At 56.7% G+C, this 18803-nt stretch carries 16 protein-coding genes; 10 read left to right on the forward strand and 6 right to left on the reverse strand.

Annotated features, from left to right (window positions below):
* Positions 1-27: 27 nt before the first annotated feature.
* The 6 genes from cofG to DWB85_RS11870 all read right to left on the reverse strand — a co-directional run bounded on the left by cofG (position 28) and on the right by DWB85_RS11870 (position 8471).
* Positions 28-1707 carry a 7,8-didemethyl-8-hydroxy-5-deazariboflavin synthase CofG gene (cofG, locus tag DWB85_RS11845; protein ID WP_239017316.1) on the reverse strand — a complete coding sequence of 560 codons (1680 nt, stop codon included), beginning with the start codon at positions 1705-1707 and terminating at the stop codon, positions 28-30.
* A 41-nt stretch (positions 1708-1748) separates the two neighbouring features.
* Positions 1749-2486: a 2-phospho-L-lactate guanylyltransferase gene (gene cofC / locus DWB85_RS11850; RefSeq protein WP_117954862.1), complete on the reverse strand. Its 738-nt coding sequence runs from the start codon at positions 2484-2486 to the stop codon at positions 1749-1751.
* A gap of 8 nt (positions 2487-2494) precedes the next feature.
* Positions 2495-3169 (reverse strand): NADPH-dependent F420 reductase, encoded by a 675-nt coding sequence (npdG, locus tag DWB85_RS11855; RefSeq protein ID WP_117954864.1) that lies wholly within the window; start codon positions 3167-3169, stop codon positions 2495-2497.
* Positions 3170-3295: 126 nt separating this feature from the next.
* Complete coding sequence (locus DWB85_RS11860; protein ID WP_117954865.1) at positions 3296-4735, reverse strand: sodium:solute symporter family protein; 1440 nt, start codon at positions 4733-4735, stop codon at positions 3296-3298.
* A gap of 356 nt (positions 4736-5091) precedes the next feature.
* Entirely contained in the window at positions 5092-7299 is a 2208-nt protein-coding gene (locus DWB85_RS11865; protein ID WP_117954867.1) for a TonB-dependent receptor, read from the reverse strand.
* 170 nt (positions 7300-7469) lie between these two features.
* Positions 7470-8471 carry an LLM class flavin-dependent oxidoreductase gene (locus tag DWB85_RS11870; RefSeq protein WP_117954869.1) on the reverse strand — a complete coding sequence of 334 codons (1002 nt, stop codon included), beginning with the start codon at positions 8469-8471 and terminating at the stop codon, positions 7470-7472.
* Positions 8472-8662: 191 nt separating this feature from the next.
* Between DWB85_RS11870 and DWB85_RS11875 the strand changes: the two genes are divergently transcribed.
* The 10 genes from DWB85_RS11875 to DWB85_RS11925 all read left to right on the forward strand — a co-directional run bounded on the left by DWB85_RS11875 (position 8663) and on the right by DWB85_RS11925 (position 18788).
* Positions 8663-9112 carry an acyl-CoA thioesterase gene (locus DWB85_RS11875; protein ID WP_117954871.1) on the forward strand — a complete coding sequence of 150 codons (450 nt, stop codon included), beginning with the start codon at positions 8663-8665 and terminating at the stop codon, positions 9110-9112.
* A gap of 142 nt (positions 9113-9254) precedes the next feature.
* Complete coding sequence (locus DWB85_RS11880) at positions 9255-10898, forward strand: AMP-binding protein (RefSeq protein WP_117954873.1); 1644 nt, start codon at positions 9255-9257, stop codon at positions 10896-10898.
* 18 nt (positions 10899-10916) lie between these two features.
* Entirely contained in the window at positions 10917-11705 is a 789-nt protein-coding gene (locus DWB85_RS11885; RefSeq protein ID WP_117954875.1) for an alpha/beta fold hydrolase, read from the forward strand.
* Positions 11706-11763: 58 nt separating this feature from the next.
* Positions 11764-12525 (forward strand): SDR family NAD(P)-dependent oxidoreductase, encoded by a 762-nt coding sequence (locus DWB85_RS11890; protein ID WP_117954877.1) that lies wholly within the window; start codon positions 11764-11766, stop codon positions 12523-12525.
* On the forward strand, positions 12518-13921 hold the full coding sequence (locus DWB85_RS11895) for an amidase (protein ID WP_205422724.1): 1404 nt from the start codon (positions 12518-12520) through the stop codon (positions 13919-13921). Before DWB85_RS11890 ends, DWB85_RS11895 begins: the two co-directional genes overlap by 8 nt.
* 11 nt (positions 13922-13932) lie before the next feature.
* On the forward strand, positions 13933-14670 hold the full coding sequence (locus DWB85_RS11900) for an enoyl-CoA hydratase/isomerase family protein (protein WP_162846105.1): 738 nt from the start codon (positions 13933-13935) through the stop codon (positions 14668-14670).
* 30 nt (positions 14671-14700) lie between these two features.
* Positions 14701-15540: a MaoC/PaaZ C-terminal domain-containing protein gene (locus tag DWB85_RS11905; RefSeq protein WP_117954881.1), complete on the forward strand. Its 840-nt coding sequence runs from the start codon at positions 14701-14703 to the stop codon at positions 15538-15540.
* Positions 15541-16127: 587 nt separating this feature from the next.
* Complete coding sequence (locus DWB85_RS11915) at positions 16128-16736, forward strand: TetR/AcrR family transcriptional regulator (RefSeq protein ID WP_117954885.1); 609 nt, start codon at positions 16128-16130, stop codon at positions 16734-16736.
* Between the two features lie 295 nt (positions 16737-17031).
* The gene (locus tag DWB85_RS11920; RefSeq protein WP_117954887.1) at positions 17032-17580 is read left to right on the forward strand and encodes an RrF2 family transcriptional regulator; all 549 of its coding nucleotides are present in this window, start codon (positions 17032-17034) and stop codon (positions 17578-17580) included.
* Entirely contained in the window at positions 17580-18788 is a 1209-nt protein-coding gene (locus DWB85_RS11925) for an NAD(P)/FAD-dependent oxidoreductase (RefSeq protein WP_117954889.1), read from the forward strand. Before DWB85_RS11920 ends, DWB85_RS11925 begins: the two co-directional genes overlap by 1 nt.
* Positions 18789-18803 lie beyond the last annotated feature (15 nt).

Below are 18803 nucleotides of genomic sequence, written 5' to 3' on the forward strand. Positions count from 1 at the left end.
TCGGTCACCCTCTTCGAAAAAATCCCTTTAAACAATGACTTTTTCGATACCAAACATATCCTGGAAGATGACATGGTTTCTAACCAACTGAATTTGTTCAACAATTAACCGGACGCTAGTGGTCTGGCCTGTATATTCAGGGTGAATTCCCCCCTGTAAACAAACTTCGGTGGCTCCGCGCTCCCAGGCCTCCTGGCTGCGTCGGGCCACCTCGTCCAGGTTTAGCTGGTAGGGGCGACCGCGAAGGTTTGCACTCAATTTACCCTTGGAAAATGCGCAGAACTGACATTTGAAGTAGCAGATATTGGTATAGTTTATATTCCGGTTGACCACATAACTGACCTTTTCACCCGATTCCTGTGCCCGCAGTCGATCTGCCCACTGGCAGATGTAGGCGAAATCCGGGCCACGGGCTTGAAACAGGCTAGTTATTTCATCCTCCGTCAGGCTCTCTTTGTTCCTTGCGCGGGATACCAGGTCACGGATAGCTGGCTGCACTTTGTCAATTGCAACCGGATTATGGATCAGCGCCAGGTCCGGTTCCGGGGGAGCTGTATCTCCCCCGGTGAGCCAGTCCTCCGTTCGGGCAAAGCCGTCGCTATCACTCAACTGCAGCACGGTGCCGTGCATCTCGGTCGCAAGCCAGCGACTGCCATTGCGTATGAAGGCGGGGTAAACAGTGAGACGCTCCTGCAAGTACTTGTCGGCCTGCTGTGTCTCTACCTCCAGCCCCTCCAGTTGGGGCCAGGGGGCCTCAGGGTTGACAAAATCCGGTGTCACCGGGGAAACGCCGCCCCAGTCATTGATGCCAGCGGCTATAAGTTGTGGCAAGACACCCGGACTGAGATTGGGTGGCGCCTGAATATTCATTTCGGCCCCAAACAAAATGCGGGCGACTGCGATAGTCCACAGCAGTTCATTGAGATCAGGTTCTGCGGCCGTTGCCATCAAGGTGCCCGATTTGGCACGGAAATTCTGGATGATGATTTCCTGTATATGACCATGTTGCTCATGAAGAGCGCGGAGGGCGAGAAGCGATTCGATGCGCTCCTCCCGGGTTTCACCGATGCCTATCAGGACTCCGGAAGTAATCGGAACACAGGCTTCGCCCGCCAGTCTGATGGTTTCCAGGCGAGCTTCCGGTAGCTTGTCAGGAGAGCCAAAATGCGGCATGCCCTTTTGGCACAATCGTGAAGAACTGGACTCCAGCATGATGCCCATTGATGCCGACACCGGTCGGAGAAATTCGAGCTCTTCAGCGGTCATGCAGCCAGCATTGATATGGGGCAGGAGACCGGTCTCTTCAAATACCAGCCTGGCCACGGCTTCCACATATTCCAATGTCGTGTTGTATCCCATTTTCTGCAGCGCTTCGCGCGCCACGCGATAGCGTAACTCCGGTTTTTCCCCCAGAGTCAGCAGCGCTTCCTTACAGCCGTATCTCCGACCCTGATTGGCGATTGTAAGTACTTCTTCAGGGCTAAGGTAAGGTGCCTGCAGTTTTCTCGGGGTCTGGGCGAAGGTGCAGTAGTGGCAGACATCACGGCACAGTTGGGTAAGGGGCAAAAACACTTTTCTTGAGTATCCGATCAGGTTTTTGTGACCGATGTCTCGCAGTGCTGCAGCGTGGCTGGCAAGTCGTTTGGTGTCATTATCATGCGCCAATTGCTGGGCCTCGGCATCGGAGAGCCGGTGCTGGCTTGTCATGCTGTTCAATAGCGCTGCGGTTTGCAGTGGAAGTCTGGAGGTCATTTGGCGCACGCGTTGTTGAGTGGTTCTGATTGAAAAAATGTCCGGCAGCGTCTTGTCGGCAGATGGTGCAGGATGCCTAGATCACAAAGCGCAGCATAGGTCTTGCGGCTATGGTAGTGCGGGTCGGCGACCATGGCTGCGGCAAGGTCGAGCAGGTCGCCAGGCAGGTCGATATCCATTTCCAGGGCTTCGCACTTCAGTAATTGCAAACAGGCTTCCCTCGCGCTGGCATTTCGCATGTGCTTTGCACAGCTTTCCTCGCCGTAGGAAAATGGGATGATGTCCGGCGGTGTACACAACAGGCAATTACTGCCGCGTGTCGCGCGGTCAGAAATGACCGTGACGCAACCGCTGCCTGACCTGCTTCGATGAGCTTGCACAAGGCTCTCAATGTGCCGGGCGTGAACAAGAGGCAGGTCTGCGTGCAATATCATGGCTTCTGCAGCATCGCGCTTTAGTAGATAGCTGATGGCGTGGTCTACGGCACCATTGAGCCCTCTCTTGTTGTGAGCCGGTTCAGTTAACAGTGTGGCATCATAGCGTTTTGCCAGTAGTCTTGCCTTTGGATCGGCGGAAACGATCAATATTCCATCGAGCGTTTCGACACGGGTCAGTTCTAACAGCACATCCTCCACCATGGCCTCGAATAACAGTCGGCGTTGTGAGGGTGCCAGCACACCCGCCAGCCGCTGCTTGGCCATGTGGAATTGCTTGAGTGGCAGAACGGCCCACATCCTGCGCTCTAACCCAACCCGGTAATCGAGATGCCAGCATGACACTTGTGTGCCCGATTAATGTTGATAATGACTGAGGTCAGGGCTTCGGCAGCGGCAGCGTTGGCAATCGGGCCCGCGTGAAAGCCGCGCATCCCGGCCGCTTCGACCAGTGTTATGACCTCTGCTCGAGCATCTTTGCTGTTACCTGAAACCAGGACGTCACAGTCCAGTCCGTGCCCCTCCTGCAGGTGGTGGGCTGCGACGTTCTGGAAAGCAGATACCACCCGCACCCCTTCGCCCAGCAAATTCTGCGCCGCTGCACCGGCAGAACCTGCGGAAGGAAGTTGTACGGTGCCGACTTTGGGCGGCATCAACGGGACAGTCACATCAATCAGGATCTTGTTTTGCAGGGCGGATTTAAGCCCTTCGAGGGTTGCGCTGTGGTGGGCGAAAGGCACAGTGAGGATGACGAGATCTGCAGCGCTGGCCGCTTCGAGGTTTTCCATCGCCCGGACCTCGGTAATATTCGCACCGCGCTCAGTCATGACCTCCTGTAGATCCGTCAGTGCGGCCTCGGCCTTTTCCTGGGTCCGGGAGCCGATAATGACCGGGTATCCGGCCAGGGTCCAGCGGCGCGCCAGGCCGGTTCCCAGGGCGCCGGTTCCTCCCAGAATCGCTATGGTGGGTTTAACATCAATCATTTTTATATCTCCTAACAGATACCGCGGTACAGCGGCTTTCCTCAATAAAGGCGGGGCCAGTACCTTTCCGAAAAATTGATCCCGAACGGCCCGGGTATCAGATTGAATATCTTCTGAAGTGGAAGCTTACGACCATGATTGCGCTTTCGCGTGCTCGCCGCCTGACGTCGCATGAGTAAACTTTCGATATACCAACGAGAGAATTGTAAGCGTGCTAAGCGAGAGTAAAAGCAATAAGTCGAGGCGGAATGGGCCCACCATCTCTGGAACAAAACCGGTGACCGAACCGAGGAACAGCAGCAGACCTGCCGCTGTTGCGACAATGATCTCAAGGCCTGGAGGGCGACTGCTCAGGATTGCGGCCAGCACAAAAGGAGCCATCATCGCCGTACCGGCAAAACTCACCCGGGCCAGCAGCACCAGCTGGTTGCCGCTGATGATCGCGACCACCAGGCCTGCCATTGCAAAACAGATGATTGCCAATTTCGTTGTCTTCATGACTTTCTTTTCGTCCCCTGACAGGAGAGAACGGAGTTCGGTGCCAAGGGCGAATATTTGCGAATCCGCCGTCGACATGGCTGCGGCGATCAGACCGATCGCTACCGCCGCGGCGACAACAGGAGCCTGGTCGAAGATGATGGTGTTTGCCAGGAAGTCAATAACCGATGCGTCAGCATAGTTGATCGCGCCATACAGGCCGATGGGAATGATCATCAGAATCAGCAGTAGTGCAAACAGGCCCACGGCCACTGCCATACGGTGTGCGGTTCGCATATCGCGCAGAATGACCAGGCGGGTGGTGAGCTGTGGCTGGGTAATGGGCACCATCAGGATGACCAGAAAAGAAGCCAGCAGGAATTGGGTCGTGAACAAGCCTTTCGGCCCGGGCACCGACAACAGGGCGGCGTTCTCCGCTTTCACTTGCTCGAACATGGCGCTAACACCGCCGAAATTTTCTACGCAACCATAGGCGATAATTCCGGTCACGGTAAACAGGACCGACCCCTGCAATGCGTCACTGTAAATAATTGCTTTCAGGCCACCGAGCTCACTGTAGATTAACATCGCGACGACAATGGAAGACGCCCAACCCCAGACTGGCAGGGTATCGGGGAAAACCGCATTAAGAAAAATACCGATGCCCCGGACCTGCACTGCGACATAGGGCACCAGGAACACGAATATCCCTCCCAGGTAGAGATAGCCCGCCCAGCGATTGCGGTAGCAGTCTCGCAGTAAGCCGGCCACCCCATTGAATCCTTTTTCGAAGGCCTTGCGGCGCAAATGAAAGGCGAACCATACGATGACGAATGCCATGCCGGCGTCCGCCACAGCAAGAAATATCCAGGAGCCAATACCGTGGGTGCGGAAGAAGTCGGGCATCCCCAGCAGGGTAAAGGTGCTGAACAGGGTGGCGGCGAAGGTCAGGAAGCCGAAAAACAGGCCGATATCGGACCCGGCCATGACGTAGTCATCGGAGGTGTTGATGCGGCGCCGGGCATCTATCGTCGCATAGACCAGAAGCCCAATGTAGATGCCGCCCAGAATTATCAGCCAGGTTGTCATTCCTGTTCTCCATGCTCTGTGTCTTCACCACAATGGACCCGGGTGCCGATAAATGTGAGCAGGAGCAGAGCGAAACCGACCAGTATGCTGGTCCACAGCGTGTAGGGCAGCGAGGCAAACGTCGGTTCTGTTTGCCCTGGGGGTATCACCAGAGGCGTAAAAGTGAGAACAGATAGAACTACAAAGGTCGCACAACACAATTTCCAGCTAAGGTCTTTTTGCTTTGCCATGGTTCGATTGACACCTCGTTTGAATCCGCTCAGCACTTCTGCTTTGCACGCGTAATTTTCTTTCGACCTTTTTTCAAGCTGCCCCCGCTACAGCAACGCTGAGGTGGGGGCCGTGAACTCACCGACTCAGAAATCGTAGCCGATGGTTACGCCGTAGGTGCGTGGCGGCAGGAGTGAGCCGCCAATTGTGCGACCTGTGGCAATGATGAAAATGCCTGAGTAAACCTCTTCGTCTGTCAGGTTCTTGCCCCAGACGTTAACAAAGAAGTTGTCTTCCGGAGAGCTGTACCTGACGTTTGCATTCACCAGCGTATATTCGCCCTCGCTGGTTATCTCGTCATTGAACTCAGTATAGAACTGCTCGTCTTTGTAGGAAGCCTCGGCTCCGACAGTAATCAAGCCACCATTATCTAACGGGAAGTCATAATCACCTCTGATATTCCAGCTCCATTCGGGTGCCTGCCTGGGGCGATTGCCTGCCAGATCTTCCGTTTCAGCGACGGGGCTCAGGTTGTTGGCGGCTTCATAATCTACAAATTCGATATCCATGTAGCCGACGTATCCGCTCAAGGTGAAGTTGTCTGCAGCGCGCCAGGCCGCCTCGACCTCGATGCCCTTGCCCTCGGTTTCTGCGGCGTTCTCAAACACGGACGAGAAGCCACCCTCCTCGTTGGCAAAAGTTCGATCCAGTTGCAGGTCCTCAATTTCATAATAGAAGGCAGAGATATTCGTTCTCAAATTGCCGTCAAGGAAGGTTCCTTTTACGCCCAGTTCAAAGTTTTCGATTTCCTCCGGGTCCAGAATAGGTGTCAACTGTCCACCCTGGATGGTGCCGCTCTTGAATGCCTGGGAATAGGTGCCATAGAACATGGTGTCTATTGTCGGACGCCATTCCACACCGAGAGTCGGTGAAAAGTCGGTAAAGTCCTTGTCATCCTCGAAGTAAAGGGTGCGATTGGTTGCAGCGGGTCCGAAATGGCTGAAATCCAGTTTATTTGAAGTCTTTGCATCCCGGCTTTCATAACTGTATCGACCACCCAGCTTGAGGGTGACAGTATCGGTAAGTTCATAGGAAAAATTAGCGAAGGCGGCCGCCGCTTCAATATCAATATCGCCGGTGAAAAGTACGGCCTGTGTGTTGGGAAAGAGTGGAAAACCGCCGGTATTGATGAATTCGTTGTCGAAGCCGATGTTGTTGGCGTTATACAGGTCTTCCTGAAAGTAGAACAGGGCGAATAAACCGTGCAAGCGATCGCTATCGTAGATTATCTGCAGTTCCTCGCTGAAGTGTTCACTTTCTACCACGTTGTTCTGTACGTCATCATTGATGTTCGAAGAAATATCCAGATCCTGCTTGATCAACAGGTCCAGATCACGGTAGTTGGTGATGGACTTCAATGTGAATTGCTCATTGAGCCGCCAGTTCAGTGTGCCCGTGACGGACCAGGTCTCCCGATCATTTCGGTAGCTGGCTTCCGATGCCACGTCGCGTTTATCTTTGGCAAATCCGCCCACACCGGGAGGGGCTAGTTCGGGATTGTCAGGAAACGATTCGCGGATGAATTTCAGTGCCAGGGCCGAGTCGTTCTCCTTGGCCCATTCGCCACTCAGCAGGAGATCGGCGTGATCGTTGATGTCCCATCGCAGGTGCCCTCGCATGGCCTGCTTATTTGCATCGTCTATATCGTCGCCGCTCACCTCATTTTCGCCATAGCCGGAGCGACTCTCTGATCGCACTGCGATGCGACCGGCGGTGTTATCGCTAATTGGCCCGCTCAGAGCGCCTTCCAGCAGGAACAGGTCATAATCGCCCACAGTGAACCGTCCATAACCTTCCACCTCATTGGTCGGCTTTTTGGTGATCAGGTTGAACGACCCCCCGGTGGCATTGCGGCCGTAGAGAGTGCCCTGCGGACCACGCAGAATCTCAATGCGCTCCAGATCGAAAAAAGACCCCAGCTGGGCATAGGACTGGGAGACGATCGCTCCGTCGACGTGCAGTGCCACAGACGGATCAACGCCGGCAAACGAACTGCTGAGGCCAATACCACGGACGAATAACTTCGCCTGGGCGAAGTCGCTGCCGACGGAAACACTGGGAACCAGGGCTTGCAAGTCTTCAATGTTGTTGAACAGGCCGTCCGATATTCGGTTACCGCTCACCGCCGTGACGGCCACGCTGACGTCCTGCAGGGACTGCTCCCGTTTCTGGGCCGTCACAACCACCTCTTCAAGGAGATTGCTTGCAGCCCATGTGCCCGGGGCGGCTGTGTACGCAACGACCATTGAGACAGTGCTGCAGATGACTTTGGTTCTGGTGTTGAGAGTAATCATATTGTTTACCCCTCCGGGGAGTGCGTGCTGTGTTTTAGTGCTCCGTCGGGAATAGCCACTCGGGAGCGATGTTATGTCACATACTGCAATTGATTGGAAAAACTGCCTGCATAAAAATGATATCACTATCAGATAAAGTTTCCGAAAAATGCATATTCTGCTTACCGCTATTAAAGCCGTTTGATGATTTTCTCGGAAATTTCTTCCATGCGTGCCTGCCTGCCGCCGGAACCCGCGCGGAATGCCAGGGTGACGCCATCCAGGCCCAGGGCCCCTAGGCGCTTGATCTGGTCCAGGCACTGGTCGCCATTGCCGGTGAGCGCGACATAGTCGATGAATTCATCGGATACGACGCTTTTGTGTGCCGCATTGGAAGACAGGTGATGGCTTCGGTCGTAGGCTGCACCGGCGCGATCAAAGTCGTCCTTGAAGCGGAGCAGGAAATCCGGCAGGGTTTTCCACTTGGAAAAGGTCTCTGCCTGGGAAGCGGCCCAGTGGCTCACATCATCTCGGCTTTGTGCAATGTCATCATTGATTCCGATGGTGGCCCAGAGGTGGAACTCGATCTCGCTGGTATCGCGGCCCACTTCCTCCGCGCCTTCTTTGACCAGGTCCATCTGCCACTTGGTGAACTCTTCATCTGCCCCCCCCATGAGAATCACGCCATCAGCGACGCGACCGCACATTTTCAGAATTCGCGGTTGGTTGGCAGCAACAAATATGGGGAATCTACCGTTCGCGATGGTCATGTTATAGGGTTCGCCGCCTTCCCCGCCAGCAACCTCTTTACCGTCGCAGAGAGCTTTGATGTTAATGATCGACTCCTCGAGGTATTTGATGGTAGAGGGTTTGAGTCCAATCGGAAATACCCCCGTCCAGCCCGTGCCGATGCCCAGGATGCCGCGCCCATTACTTAATTCTTTGAGACCGGAAAATTGACAGGCCAGGGTGGAAGGGTGCCGTGTGATGGGGTTGGTGACACCTGTGCCAATCTTGATTTTTGAGGTGTTGACCGCGCACAGGGTCATGGCGGCAAAGCAATCCTTCATTGAGAGTTGGACATCTGTGATATAGGCGGCATCGAATCCCAGGGCTTCAGCATTTTTCACTACTTCGACGGCGTGCAGGATGGGTTCGCGCGGGCTTATGCCAAGTGACATTCCGATTTTCATTTTATGTTCCTCTGCAGGTCAGGCTGCTTGTTGAAAGTAAGCGTTGGTGAGATGACTATTTCATACTTCCAGAGATAAAACAACACTGATGTCACAATTAAATGACATCAATGTCATAAAAGTGTAGGCTGGATCTCGTTCACTGCATTTTGGTCAGCTGGAGGGGCGCAAGACCGCGCCGATAAGAGACGATGTTTACTGTAATCCAAAGGTTGCGTGTTGAGTGGTCCCACTGCGACCCGGCCGGCATTATCTTCAATCCGAATTATTATATCTGGATGGATGGCGGTACCCATGGGCTGTTGCAGGCGGCGGGATTCGATTTTGTTGCCAGAACCCGGGATAGCAGCGATTTCCTGGGCTGTCCCCTGGTGGCCAGTAATATGGAATTCAAGCGCCCGTTGCGCCTTGGTGACATTGTGACTCTGGTTTCCAGGGTGGAAAAGTTCGGCACTAGTTCGTTTGTTGTCACCCACGAATTCAGCAGCGGGAGTGCATGCGATCTCGTCGCCCGGGGAGCCGAGGTCAGGGTATGGGCTCACTCCGGTAAGGAGGGCGGGAGCGCGATAGTCGCGCTGCCAGTGCCCGAGGCTGTCAGGAAATTGCTAAGTGTCGAGAAAACGGTTGATATTTCAGTCTGAAAAAGGTGGCGTGAAGTGAATCATCAATAAAATGACATCAATATCACAAAAAAATGACATCATAGTAGACTTTTGCTTGTGGCTGTGGAATAGTTGCGACCATTAAGCGTGCATTGATAGGTTCAGGCGAGGCGGATTCGGGATGGGAAAAGATCGCTCAGGCGAGACTGGCAAGACAGGGAGTCTCGACGCAGAAAGTGCTCGTCACGACTGGTATCGTGCAATGGGCTGGTGGCAAGGTGAGCGCCTTGAAGTTCGTTATGAACGGCATGTGAACAAGTGCCCCGGCGATCTGGCGGTGGTCGATAATCGGGGTCGCAGCTTGACGCATGAGCAGCTGTGGCGGCAGTCGGGAGAACTGGCGGCTGTGCTGGCAGGGCGCGGTGTCACCCCCGGCGACCGGATCCTGATGTTTATGCCGAATTGGGCTGAATGGCAGATCCTGTTCCTGGCGGTACTGCGCACCAGGGCGGTACCAGCACCGATTCCCGTCACCACGGACGCAGGAACTCTAGCGTACGCACTGGAGCTTATCCAAAGTCCCCTGCTGATTACCGGTGACCGGCATGGCAGTCAGGATCTGGCAGGAACGGTAGACGGCGCACTCGCCCGGTGTTCGCACACGCCAGACCTGTTGACCGTGACCACGGAGGGCGACTATTGCTGGAAGGCTGATCACAACGCGGCAGCAGCAGAGGCAGCGCAGACACCGGGGCTTGATCTGGTGATGTTCACGTCCAGCACAACCGGACGCCCCAAGGCGGTTATGCACTCGACGGATACTCTGGGAGCACTGAACCAGGCCTTTACCGATCGCTTTTCCCTCGGTCCTGATCAGCCGATCTTTATGGCATCGCCACTGGGGCACAGCGTCGGCGCCTACCATGGCGCACGTCTGGCACTCTTCACCGGCGCCCCCCTTGTGCTGCAGGACCGCTGGGATCCGGCCGCCGCGCTGCAGATGATCGAGGAGTACCATTGCGCCTTCACCGCTGCGGCCACCCCATTCCTGCGCGATCTGATCGAGCAATCCTGGCAGGGAGAGTCCCCTAAACTGGCCTCGCTGCGTTCCTTCGTCTGTGGCGGCGCACCCGTACCGCCAATTCTGTTGGAGCAGGCCTGGCAGAAGTTTCCCAATACATTCGTCACTAACCTCTGGGGCATGACGGAAGGCGGCGTAGTGACCTGTGTTCCCGACAGTCCGCGGGAAAAGCTTATCGCTACCGCCGGTATCGGCCTGCCGGGACTGGAAATGTGCATTCTGGATGACCAGGGCAATGTTCTTGCGGCAGGGGAAGAGGGCGAGTTGGCCATGCGCGGCCCTGGGGTTTTCTTTGGCTACCTGGGGCAGGAGGAACTCTATAACTCCCTGATGACCCCCGAGAGATTCTTTCGCACAGAAGATCTCGCGCGGATCGACGAGGAAGGTTACCTGCAGATTACCGGTCGACTCAAGGACCTGATTATCCGTGGTGGCGTCAATATATCCCCCATCCCGGTGGAGGACGTGCTGTCAAAGCATCCGGGTGTGGAGAGTGTGGCCGTCATCGGGTTGCCCGATGAGCGACTCGGAGAGCGCATTTGCGCCGTCATATTGCCCCGCGGTGAGACGCCGGGAGTGGAGGACCTCCGGGAATTCGCCCTGGGCCAGGGGCTGGCAAAACGATACTGCCCCGAGATTGTGCACTGTGTGCGCAAAATGCCCCGCACCGCGGGTGGGAAAATTCGTAAAGCGGATCTCAAGACCATCATTCTAGAGAATGATCCGGAATATTTGGCCAACTGAGGGAAAAGAGTGAGCACCATGCAAAAACGTATCAGAGACATCGATGTCACTTACACCGAGAGCGGTGAAGGCGAGCCTGTAGTGCTCATTCACGGCCTCGCTGAAGACCGCAACAGTTTTGGCGACGTACAACAGCGATTGCAGGACTTCCACACCTACGCCTATGACTTTCGCGGACACGGGGAGACCAGCCTCGGCGACGCCGATGGCACGCTCGAGCAACTGGGAGAAGACCTTATCGCCTTTATGGAAACGGTCACCGGTCCGGCCAGGTGCGTTGGTTATTCCTTGGGCGGCACGATCGTACTGTGGGCGGCGCTGGAGCGGCCCGATCTGGTGAAGCAAGCGGTGGTGGTTGGCACATCCACGGTAGTGGGTAGCACGGCCGCCGGGTTTTTCGGTGATCGTATTGAGCTTATCCAGGACGATGTCAAAGCATTCAACGCGGCTCTTCGGGATGACACGAAGGCCCAGATAGTTAGTGGGGATGTCGATGTCGATCAAGTGACGCGCCGTCGTATCGATGCGGTCGGCAACGGCGGCGGGTACATCAATGCCGCGCGGGCGATGATCGGTGTTCACAGCAACCCGCTGACGCCGCGGCTGTCCGAGATAAGTTGCCCGGTGGAGGTCATCGGTGCGGATGGGGACGTGTTTTGTCCCCGCAAGGCAGCTGACATCATTCTGGACGGACTGAAACACGGCAACTACAGGGAAGTGAGGAATGCCGGGCATCTTGTGAGTATCGATCAGCCCGCCGCCTATGCCAGTACTTTAAGAGCCGCTCTGACGCAGAGCGAAAAATGACAGAAAGCCACAAAGTCTGTGGCCAGGATCAGCGTTTATAGTGAGGAAGGAGTGAATCATGAGTGACAGGAAAGTAGCGGTTGTAACTGCGGCTGCGGGTATGGGAATTGGTGCGGCAGTCGCCCATCAACTGGCTGCCGATGGCATGGACGTGGTGATCACGGATGCTCACGAGAGACGAGCCGGTGAGTTTGCAGGGAAACTGTCGGAGGAGTTTAAGCGTGACTTCCTCTCCCTTGGGCTGGACGTCACCGATTTTGACCGGGTAGAAGAGGTGATGAAGACCGTTGTTGAACAGCGTGGTCGCCTGGATGTCCTGGTTAACAATGCGGGCTGGAGCAAGATTGAACCGGTCGCGGAAATGGCCCGTGAGACATGGTTGCGCTGTATAGATGTCGACCTCAACGGCACATTTAACTGTATGCGCCATGCACTGCCACGCATGATCGATGCGGGCGCCGGCGGTGTTGTTATCAACATTTCGTCCATAGCAGCCTGGGAAACCAACACGGATCATGGTGCCGCCTACTCCGCCGCCAAGTCGGGCATACATGCACTGACGCGGGTAGCGGCCGCCGAGAATGGCCGACATGGTATTCGTGTCAATGCGGTTGCGCCAGGCTTGATCTATAACGAGTTTCTGCGCAAGATCTATCCGGATGAATTCTTCGAAGGCTATATTGAAAACAAATCACTGGTAGGGCGGGTGGGTCAGCCCCAGGATATTGCAGACATCGTCTCTTTCCTGGTCAGTGACAAGGCAGGGTATGTCACCGGGGAAGTTTATGGTGTGAGCGGGGGGGTCTGTCCAAATGGCTAGTATGGGTAGTCATGCGGACTCTCCTCTGTACTGGTCGGTTGCGAAACTGCAGGCCGCCTATCAAAGCGGAGAATTGTCCCCTGTCGAGGTGCTGGAAGAGGCGCTCCAGCGCATCGACCGATTCAATCCACAGCTGAATGCGTATCTGGGCCGACTGGATGACCTGGCGAGGGCGCAGGCGCTCGCCGCGGAACGCGCCTGGCGCAGCGGAGAGCCGGGCCCCCTTTGCGGGGTTCCTGTATCGATCAAGGATACTTTCCATATAGAAGGCCACGTCGCCACCTATGGCTCGCTGGCATTTCGGGACAACATTGCCGAGAGCGACTCGGGTGTTGTGAGGCGCCTGCGCGCTGCTGGATCGGTGTTCACCGGCAGGACGAATACCTCCGAATTCGCCCAATCAGCCACGGCGGAAAACAGGTTTTTTGACGACAGTCATAATCCCTGGGACGTGACGCGAACAACGGGGGGATCCAGCGGCGGTGCGGCTGCTTCCGTTGCGGCAGGCTTGTCTACCCTGGCAGTGGGTGCTGACGGTGGCGGATCAATACGGATTCCGGCATCCTTTACCGGGTTGTTCGGTATCAAGCCGACCTATGGACTTTGCCAGGATGAAAACGGTTTGAGCGCGATGAGTGATTTTATCTCACCCGGACCCTTTGCCTGGCGCGTGTCCGATGCAAGAGTCATGTGTGGCGTACTCGCTGATACCACTTACCGGCGGCAGAAGGTGACCAAGGGACTGCGTGTCGCCTGGTGTGCGCGACCTTCTGGGTGCCCCCACGATCCCGGCGTGGTAGAGGTAACAGAAGCAGCGGTCAAGCTATTGGTGGAAATGGGCCACTGTGTAGCGGAACATCCGCTCGATTTGACTGGCTGGGAAGCCGCGTTTGCGCCTCTGGTGCTTCATAATGAGTTCAGGGAGAGGGACCACCTGCTGGAAACATCAGCGGACCGACTAACCGGCTACGAGCGCCGCTCCCTGGAAATGGCTCGTTCGCTATCCGCGGAGCAGGTCGAACAGGGGCACAGGGAGCACGCCGTCTATCGCGCGCGCATTCAGCGCCTGTTCGAGGAATTCGATATCGTAGTGCTTCCGACTACGGCAGTGACGGCGTTCCCGATTAAGGAGCGTCCCAGCAAAATAGATGGTCAGGACGTTCACTGGTTGTGGGGCCCGTTTCCCGGCACAGCGCCATTTAATGTGGCAGGCAATCCGGCGGCGACGGTGCCATGTGGCTTTGCAGATTCACTGCCGGTTGGGCTGCAACTGGTGGGGGCGCAGATGAGCGAGGAGCTACTGTTGAACCTGGCCGAAGACCTGGAGGAGGCACTCGCCATTGATCGAACCCCCCTTGTTGATAAATGGGCCATGACTGCAACGGTGGAGGGCTGAGAGCTTTCACTATGTCGGATCTGATTCGAATCGAACGCGATGACAAGCTGCTCACTCTGGTACTGAACCGGCCTGAGCGCAAGAATGCCCTCTCCATAGCGCTGCTGGAGGCATTTTGTAAAGCTTTATACGAGGAAGTCACGGTACAAACGGTCGCGGTTATTATTTGCGGCGAGGGGGGGTGTTTCAGTGCCGGCGCCGACCTGTCCGATTTGAATGGTACTCTGGACGATCTGGCGGTGGACGACGCGGTAGCAGCGGCGGTACAGGCCATCAATGATACGCCCGTGCCCGTGATCGCCGCTATCGACGGCCCCTGTGTCGGTGCCGCGGTGGATTTTTGCCTGGCCTGCGATGTGCGGGTGGCTTCTGCCGGCGCTTTTATACAGATTCCCGCCGCGCGTCTCGGTCTGCTTTACAATCCCGCCGCGGTAGCCCGAGTTGCCAGATCAGTAGCCCCCGATATTCTGTTCAGACTGCTGGTTCTCGGGGAGAGGTTTTTGGCCGAGGAGGCCGCTCGCGTGGGCCTGCTGTCTTACCCAATCGCTAACGGCGGCAGCCGGGAGGCCGCTGTCGCCATCGCCCGGGCCGGTGCGGGCAACGTTCCGCTTGCCGTGGCGGCCTCGAAGGGCTTGCTCAATGCCCTGCAGGACGGGAGCTACGACCCTGAGAGCTGGAACGAAAAACGCCGGAATATTCTCGAATCACCGGAACGTCGCGCTGCAGTCGAGAGCGCCAAGAAGCGGTGATCTATACGCACACTCAGGAGGCACAAATTCATGTCGCAACAATCAGACGAACAAGCGCAAACATCCATGAAACTTGAAAACCTCGCCGGCTATGAGCTGGGCACAAACGAACTCGTCTACACGGACCGTGACGCAATTTTGTACGCGATAGCTGTCGGTGCGAGAACCGATCAACTTGATCTCATCTATGAGCGCGATTTGCGTGTGTTGCCAACCTATGCCTGTGCACTGGGGCTGTGGGCTGTCGAAGCCGCGGGCGACCTGGGTGCCTATGACAGAACCCGTTCACTACACGCCTCACAGCGATTGGAAATACATAAAGCTATGCCCGCCAATGGGACCATTCAGTCAACGGGACGCGTGGTGAATGTCTGGGACAAGGGAAAGGCAGCGGTGGTAGAGATTGAGGTTTCCTCGGAGTTCTTTACGGCAACCTATGCGATATTTCTGCCCGGTATGGGCGGCTGGGGAGGAGAGCGGGGCCCTTCCGCCGCTGCCGCAGCTGAAGCGCCGGAATACGACTGGCATTCGGAGGTCGCAACCGGAGAGGATCAGGCGACACTGTACCGTCTCACCGGTGACAGACATCCGGTACACATCGATATCGAAGTGGCTCGCGCGAATGGGTTTGAGCGCCCGATACTACATGGCCTGTGCACTCTGGGCATTGCCGCGAGGGAAATTGCCGCGGCGGTGGGTGCGCATCCGGCGACCTTGCGCGAACTCGAGGCCAAACTGGCGGCACCGGTAATGCCGGGTGACAGAATCGAAATCTACGCCGGAGAAATGCCATCGAGGCAGTTGAGATTCGTGGCAAAGGTGGGTGACACGGTGGTCCTGAAGGACGGTCGTGCGGTGTTTGGGCAATAAGACGCGAATTGACGACGCAGTCGGCGTTATCAGGATGCGAACTGGCGCCACTGTCTGGGCACGGAACAGTAAGCAGACCGGGTCTGCAACCTTCAATGGTGCTGGTATGAGAGACATTGTAGAAAGAGTGGCGTGCAATTCACAAACCGGCGATACCTATTTGCATCTGGCTGAGATGCTTCTTGAAAAACACGAGTGGGGGCTTGCTTTAAGGGCGGTGGAGTCTGCTTTAGATAAGGGTTGCTTAGCCGATGTCGATGGCGCCCATAGCATGTTACGGGAAATCTGCAAGCGACTGGACACCAGATACGGGTTCTAGTAGCGCGCCAAAGCAGCAAAGCAGACTCTAGTCGGTCAGTCGTCATGGCCCTCGAATTAACCCGGGCTGGAGCCACGGTGCAGGCTATTCCTGCGTAGTTAGCCCTGTGCGGTTCAGACCCGGTGACCGGGTCGGGCGACAACAAAGACCGGCAAGCAGTGCTACAATAGCGATGCCAGAATCATGTAAAGGCGTAGTCACTTTCACTTAAGTGGCGCGGACAGGGGCCGTTGGACCGTAGCAGGAGCAGATTAAGAGGAATCACACTATGGGGGCAGAACCGGTTACGCCGAAGGGGGTTAAGACTCGGGAGCGAATTCTGGAGGCATCCCGGGCAGTGTTTGCCAGGGATGGCTACGTGTCCATGCGCATGGGTGACGTCGCTGTCGAGGCGGGACTGTCCATGGGCTCGCTCTACCGTTACTTCAAGAACAAGGAAGACCTGTTTGCGCACCTTATAGCCGATGTCCACGAGATGCTCTATCAGGCCAGTGGCGGGAGCGCCTACGATTTTGCGACAGAGCCTTTTGAGGCTCTGCTCGAAGCCAACAGGGGTTATCTGGAATGTTATTACGCTAACAGGGATATCATGCGTACCCTGTTTGAGGCGGTCACTGTGGATAAGCGCGACCGCGAAATCTGGTGGCGGATGAGAGAGCGCCACATCGAGCGCTTCACCCATGCGATCAAAGAGTCACATGGAATTACCCATGTCGATGGCGTGGAAGTGAGGGTGCTGGTTGACTCGATGGCTTCGCTGGTTGAACAGTCGGCCTACTGCTGGTACGCCCAGGAGGAACTCAATTCCAATCCCATTCCCGTTGATATCGCGGCAAGAACTGTGACCATTATCTGGTACCGCGCCATCTTTACTTGAAGTAGACCGCTTACGGGGAGCTCCCTGAGCTGCGATGGTATAGCTGTTGCGCGCATGCTTTCTGATCGTGTGCGACCTGTTGGTTTGCCGCCAATCCCGCTTCCAACGACGTAGTGGGCAGCGCATTTTCGGGCCTGGTAACGACACCAGTCCGGGTTTTTTATAGCCAGGAAGACCTCGGCATAACAAGCGTAAGAGGACGAATCTTGCTTGCGGGAATTGCGCTTGACTTAAACTACGACTAAATATATCGTAGATAATATAAGTAGGAGATTAATTCTATGATCGTACCCCAATGAGTCTCTATGGCAGCAACGTCGAATACGGCCTTCATTGCCTGCTCTTTCTCGCGGGCCCCGATATGCACGCGCCTGTCTCGGCGAAGGATCTTGCCGAGTTCCAGGGAGTTTCTCCGTCCCTGGTCGCCAAGCTGTTCAGCCAACTCCAGAAGGCTGGCATTGTCGCGAGTGCGGAGGGTATCCAAGGGGGTTACCGACTGGCCAAGGCCGCTAGTGAGGTGTCCGTAATGGACGTCATTCTCGCGGTCGAGGGTGATAAGCCGCTGTTTCAGTGCAAGCAGATTCGCCGCAACTGTATCCTCTACTCCGGCAACCCACCGGACTGGGCGACAAATGGAGTGTGCTCAATTCACGCTGTCATGCTGGAGGCACAGGAGCGCATGTTCGAGACGTTCCGCGGCCATACGCTGGCAAGCCTCGCACAACAGGTGGAGAGCAAGTTACCCAAATCACAGTCCGCTGCCGGCCGCGAGTGGTTTGAGGCGCGCCTCGCCGAACGCCGCCGCGGATCCAGATCGAAGTATGCGAAGAGGGGGAAGCGATAATGAGAGATGTTCTGATCATAGGTGGCGGCTTCGCAGGGCTGTCCGCGGCGGTCGTGGCGGCCGACGAGAACGACAAGGCGGGCGGCGACCTTTGTATCACGCTCGTTAATCCGGTAGACGGCATCACGATTCGCCCGCGCCTCTATGAGTGCGACCCCGGGACGCTGCGCCCGGCATTGCGGCCAACGCTGGACCCGGCGGGTGTCGTGTTCGTTGAAAGTGCAGCGGAGAAGATCGACACCACAGCGAAGACGGTGACCCTCGCCACAGGTGAAGCGCTGTTTTATGACACGCTCATCCTCGCGACCGGCAGCGAAATGCCGCTGCTGGCGGTGCCCGGTTTCGCCGGACACGCCTTCAACATCGACACGCTCGAGGCCGCTGTCGCGCTCGATGAACATCTCTCTGCGACGGTTTCGGGGCCCGAAGAACCCGGACGGGACAGCTACGTGATTGTCGGCGGCGGCATGACAGGAATCGAGCTTGCGACGGAGATGCCGCGGCGCATAGCGGCCCACGGCGGGGCGGATGCGGTCGGGCGGTCCCGTATTGTGCTCGTTGAACGGGCAGCCGAAGTCGGCCCTGGGTTAGGTGTAAACCCCCGACCCATCATAGCGGACGCGCTGCTGCGGGCGGGTGTGGAAATGCGGCTCGGTCGTTCGGTAGCCTCAGTCGATGCGGACGGGGCGACGCTGGACGACGGCGAGCGTATTGCCGCGAAGACGGTGGTCACGACGGTCGGTCTCCGGGCTAATGCCCTGACCGCGCAGATACCCGGCGAAAGAGACTCACAAGGCCGCCTGTGCGTCGACGACTATCAGCGGGTGAAGGGCGTAGACGCTGTCTATGCCACCGGCGATGTCGCACATGCGCTCGCCGACGACGGGTCGGCTGACGGTGGCGCGGAACAGATCGCGCTGATGTCCTGCCAGCACGCTCGCACCATGGGCAAGTACGCCGGCTTCAACGCCGCCCGGGCTATGCTTGGCCTTCCGCCACAGATCTACCGCCAGGCGGACTACGTCACCTGCCTTGACCTCGGCGATTACGGCGCGGTGTTCACTGCCGGCTGGAGGCGGGAGGTCCAGGCTACCGGGCACGAGGCCAAGAAGATCAAGACGATGATCAACACCCAGCTGATCTATCCGCCGCGCGGCACACGGGAAGAGGTGTTCGCCGCAATGCGTATCAACGAGCGGGGGCGGTAGAGGGGGCGTCCCGAG

This window comes from Seongchinamella sediminis, from assembly GCF_003457605.1.
GTDB classification, from domain to species: Bacteria; Pseudomonadota; Gammaproteobacteria; order Pseudomonadales; family Halieaceae; genus Halioglobus; species Halioglobus sediminis.

Excerpts from the sequence above, each read along its gene's own strand:
- cofG (WP_239017316.1), bottom strand. The coding sequence starts at position 1,707 with ATGACAAGCCAGCACCGGCTCTCCGATGCCGAGGCCCAGCAATTGGCG.
- cofC (WP_117954862.1), bottom strand. The coding sequence starts at position 2,486 with ATGTGGGCCGTTCTGCCACTCAAGCAATTCCACATGGCCAAGCAGCGG.
- npdG (WP_117954864.1), bottom strand. The coding sequence starts at position 3,169 with ATGATTGATGTTAAACCCACCATAGCGATTCTGGGAGGAACCGGCGCC.
- DWB85_RS11860 (WP_117954865.1), bottom strand. The coding sequence starts at position 4,735 with ATGACAACCTGGCTGATAATTCTGGGCGGCATCTACATTGGGCTTCTG.
- DWB85_RS11865 (WP_117954867.1), bottom strand. The coding sequence starts at position 7,299 with ATGATTACTCTCAACACCAGAACCAAAGTCATCTGCAGCACTGTCTCA.
- DWB85_RS11870 (WP_117954869.1), bottom strand. The coding sequence starts at position 8,471 with ATGAAAATCGGAATGTCACTTGGCATAAGCCCGCGCGAACCCATCCTG.
- DWB85_RS11875 (WP_117954871.1), top strand. The coding sequence starts at position 8,663 with ATGTTTACTGTAATCCAAAGGTTGCGTGTTGAGTGGTCCCACTGCGAC.
- DWB85_RS11880 (WP_117954873.1), top strand. The coding sequence starts at position 9,255 with ATGGGAAAAGATCGCTCAGGCGAGACTGGCAAGACAGGGAGTCTCGAC.
- DWB85_RS11885 (WP_117954875.1), top strand. The coding sequence starts at position 10,917 with ATGCAAAAACGTATCAGAGACATCGATGTCACTTACACCGAGAGCGGT.
- DWB85_RS11890 (WP_117954877.1), top strand. The coding sequence starts at position 11,764 with ATGAGTGACAGGAAAGTAGCGGTTGTAACTGCGGCTGCGGGTATGGGA.
- DWB85_RS11895 (WP_205422724.1), top strand. The coding sequence starts at position 12,518 with ATGGCTAGTATGGGTAGTCATGCGGACTCTCCTCTGTACTGGTCGGTT.
- DWB85_RS11900 (WP_162846105.1), top strand. The coding sequence starts at position 13,933 with ATGTCGGATCTGATTCGAATCGAACGCGATGACAAGCTGCTCACTCTG.
- DWB85_RS11905 (WP_117954881.1), top strand. The coding sequence starts at position 14,701 with ATGTCGCAACAATCAGACGAACAAGCGCAAACATCCATGAAACTTGAA.
- DWB85_RS11915 (WP_117954885.1), top strand. The coding sequence starts at position 16,128 with ATGGGGGCAGAACCGGTTACGCCGAAGGGGGTTAAGACTCGGGAGCGA.
- DWB85_RS11920 (WP_117954887.1), top strand. The coding sequence starts at position 17,032 with ATGAGTCTCTATGGCAGCAACGTCGAATACGGCCTTCATTGCCTGCTC.
- DWB85_RS11925 (WP_117954889.1), top strand. The coding sequence starts at position 17,580 with ATGAGAGATGTTCTGATCATAGGTGGCGGCTTCGCAGGGCTGTCCGCG.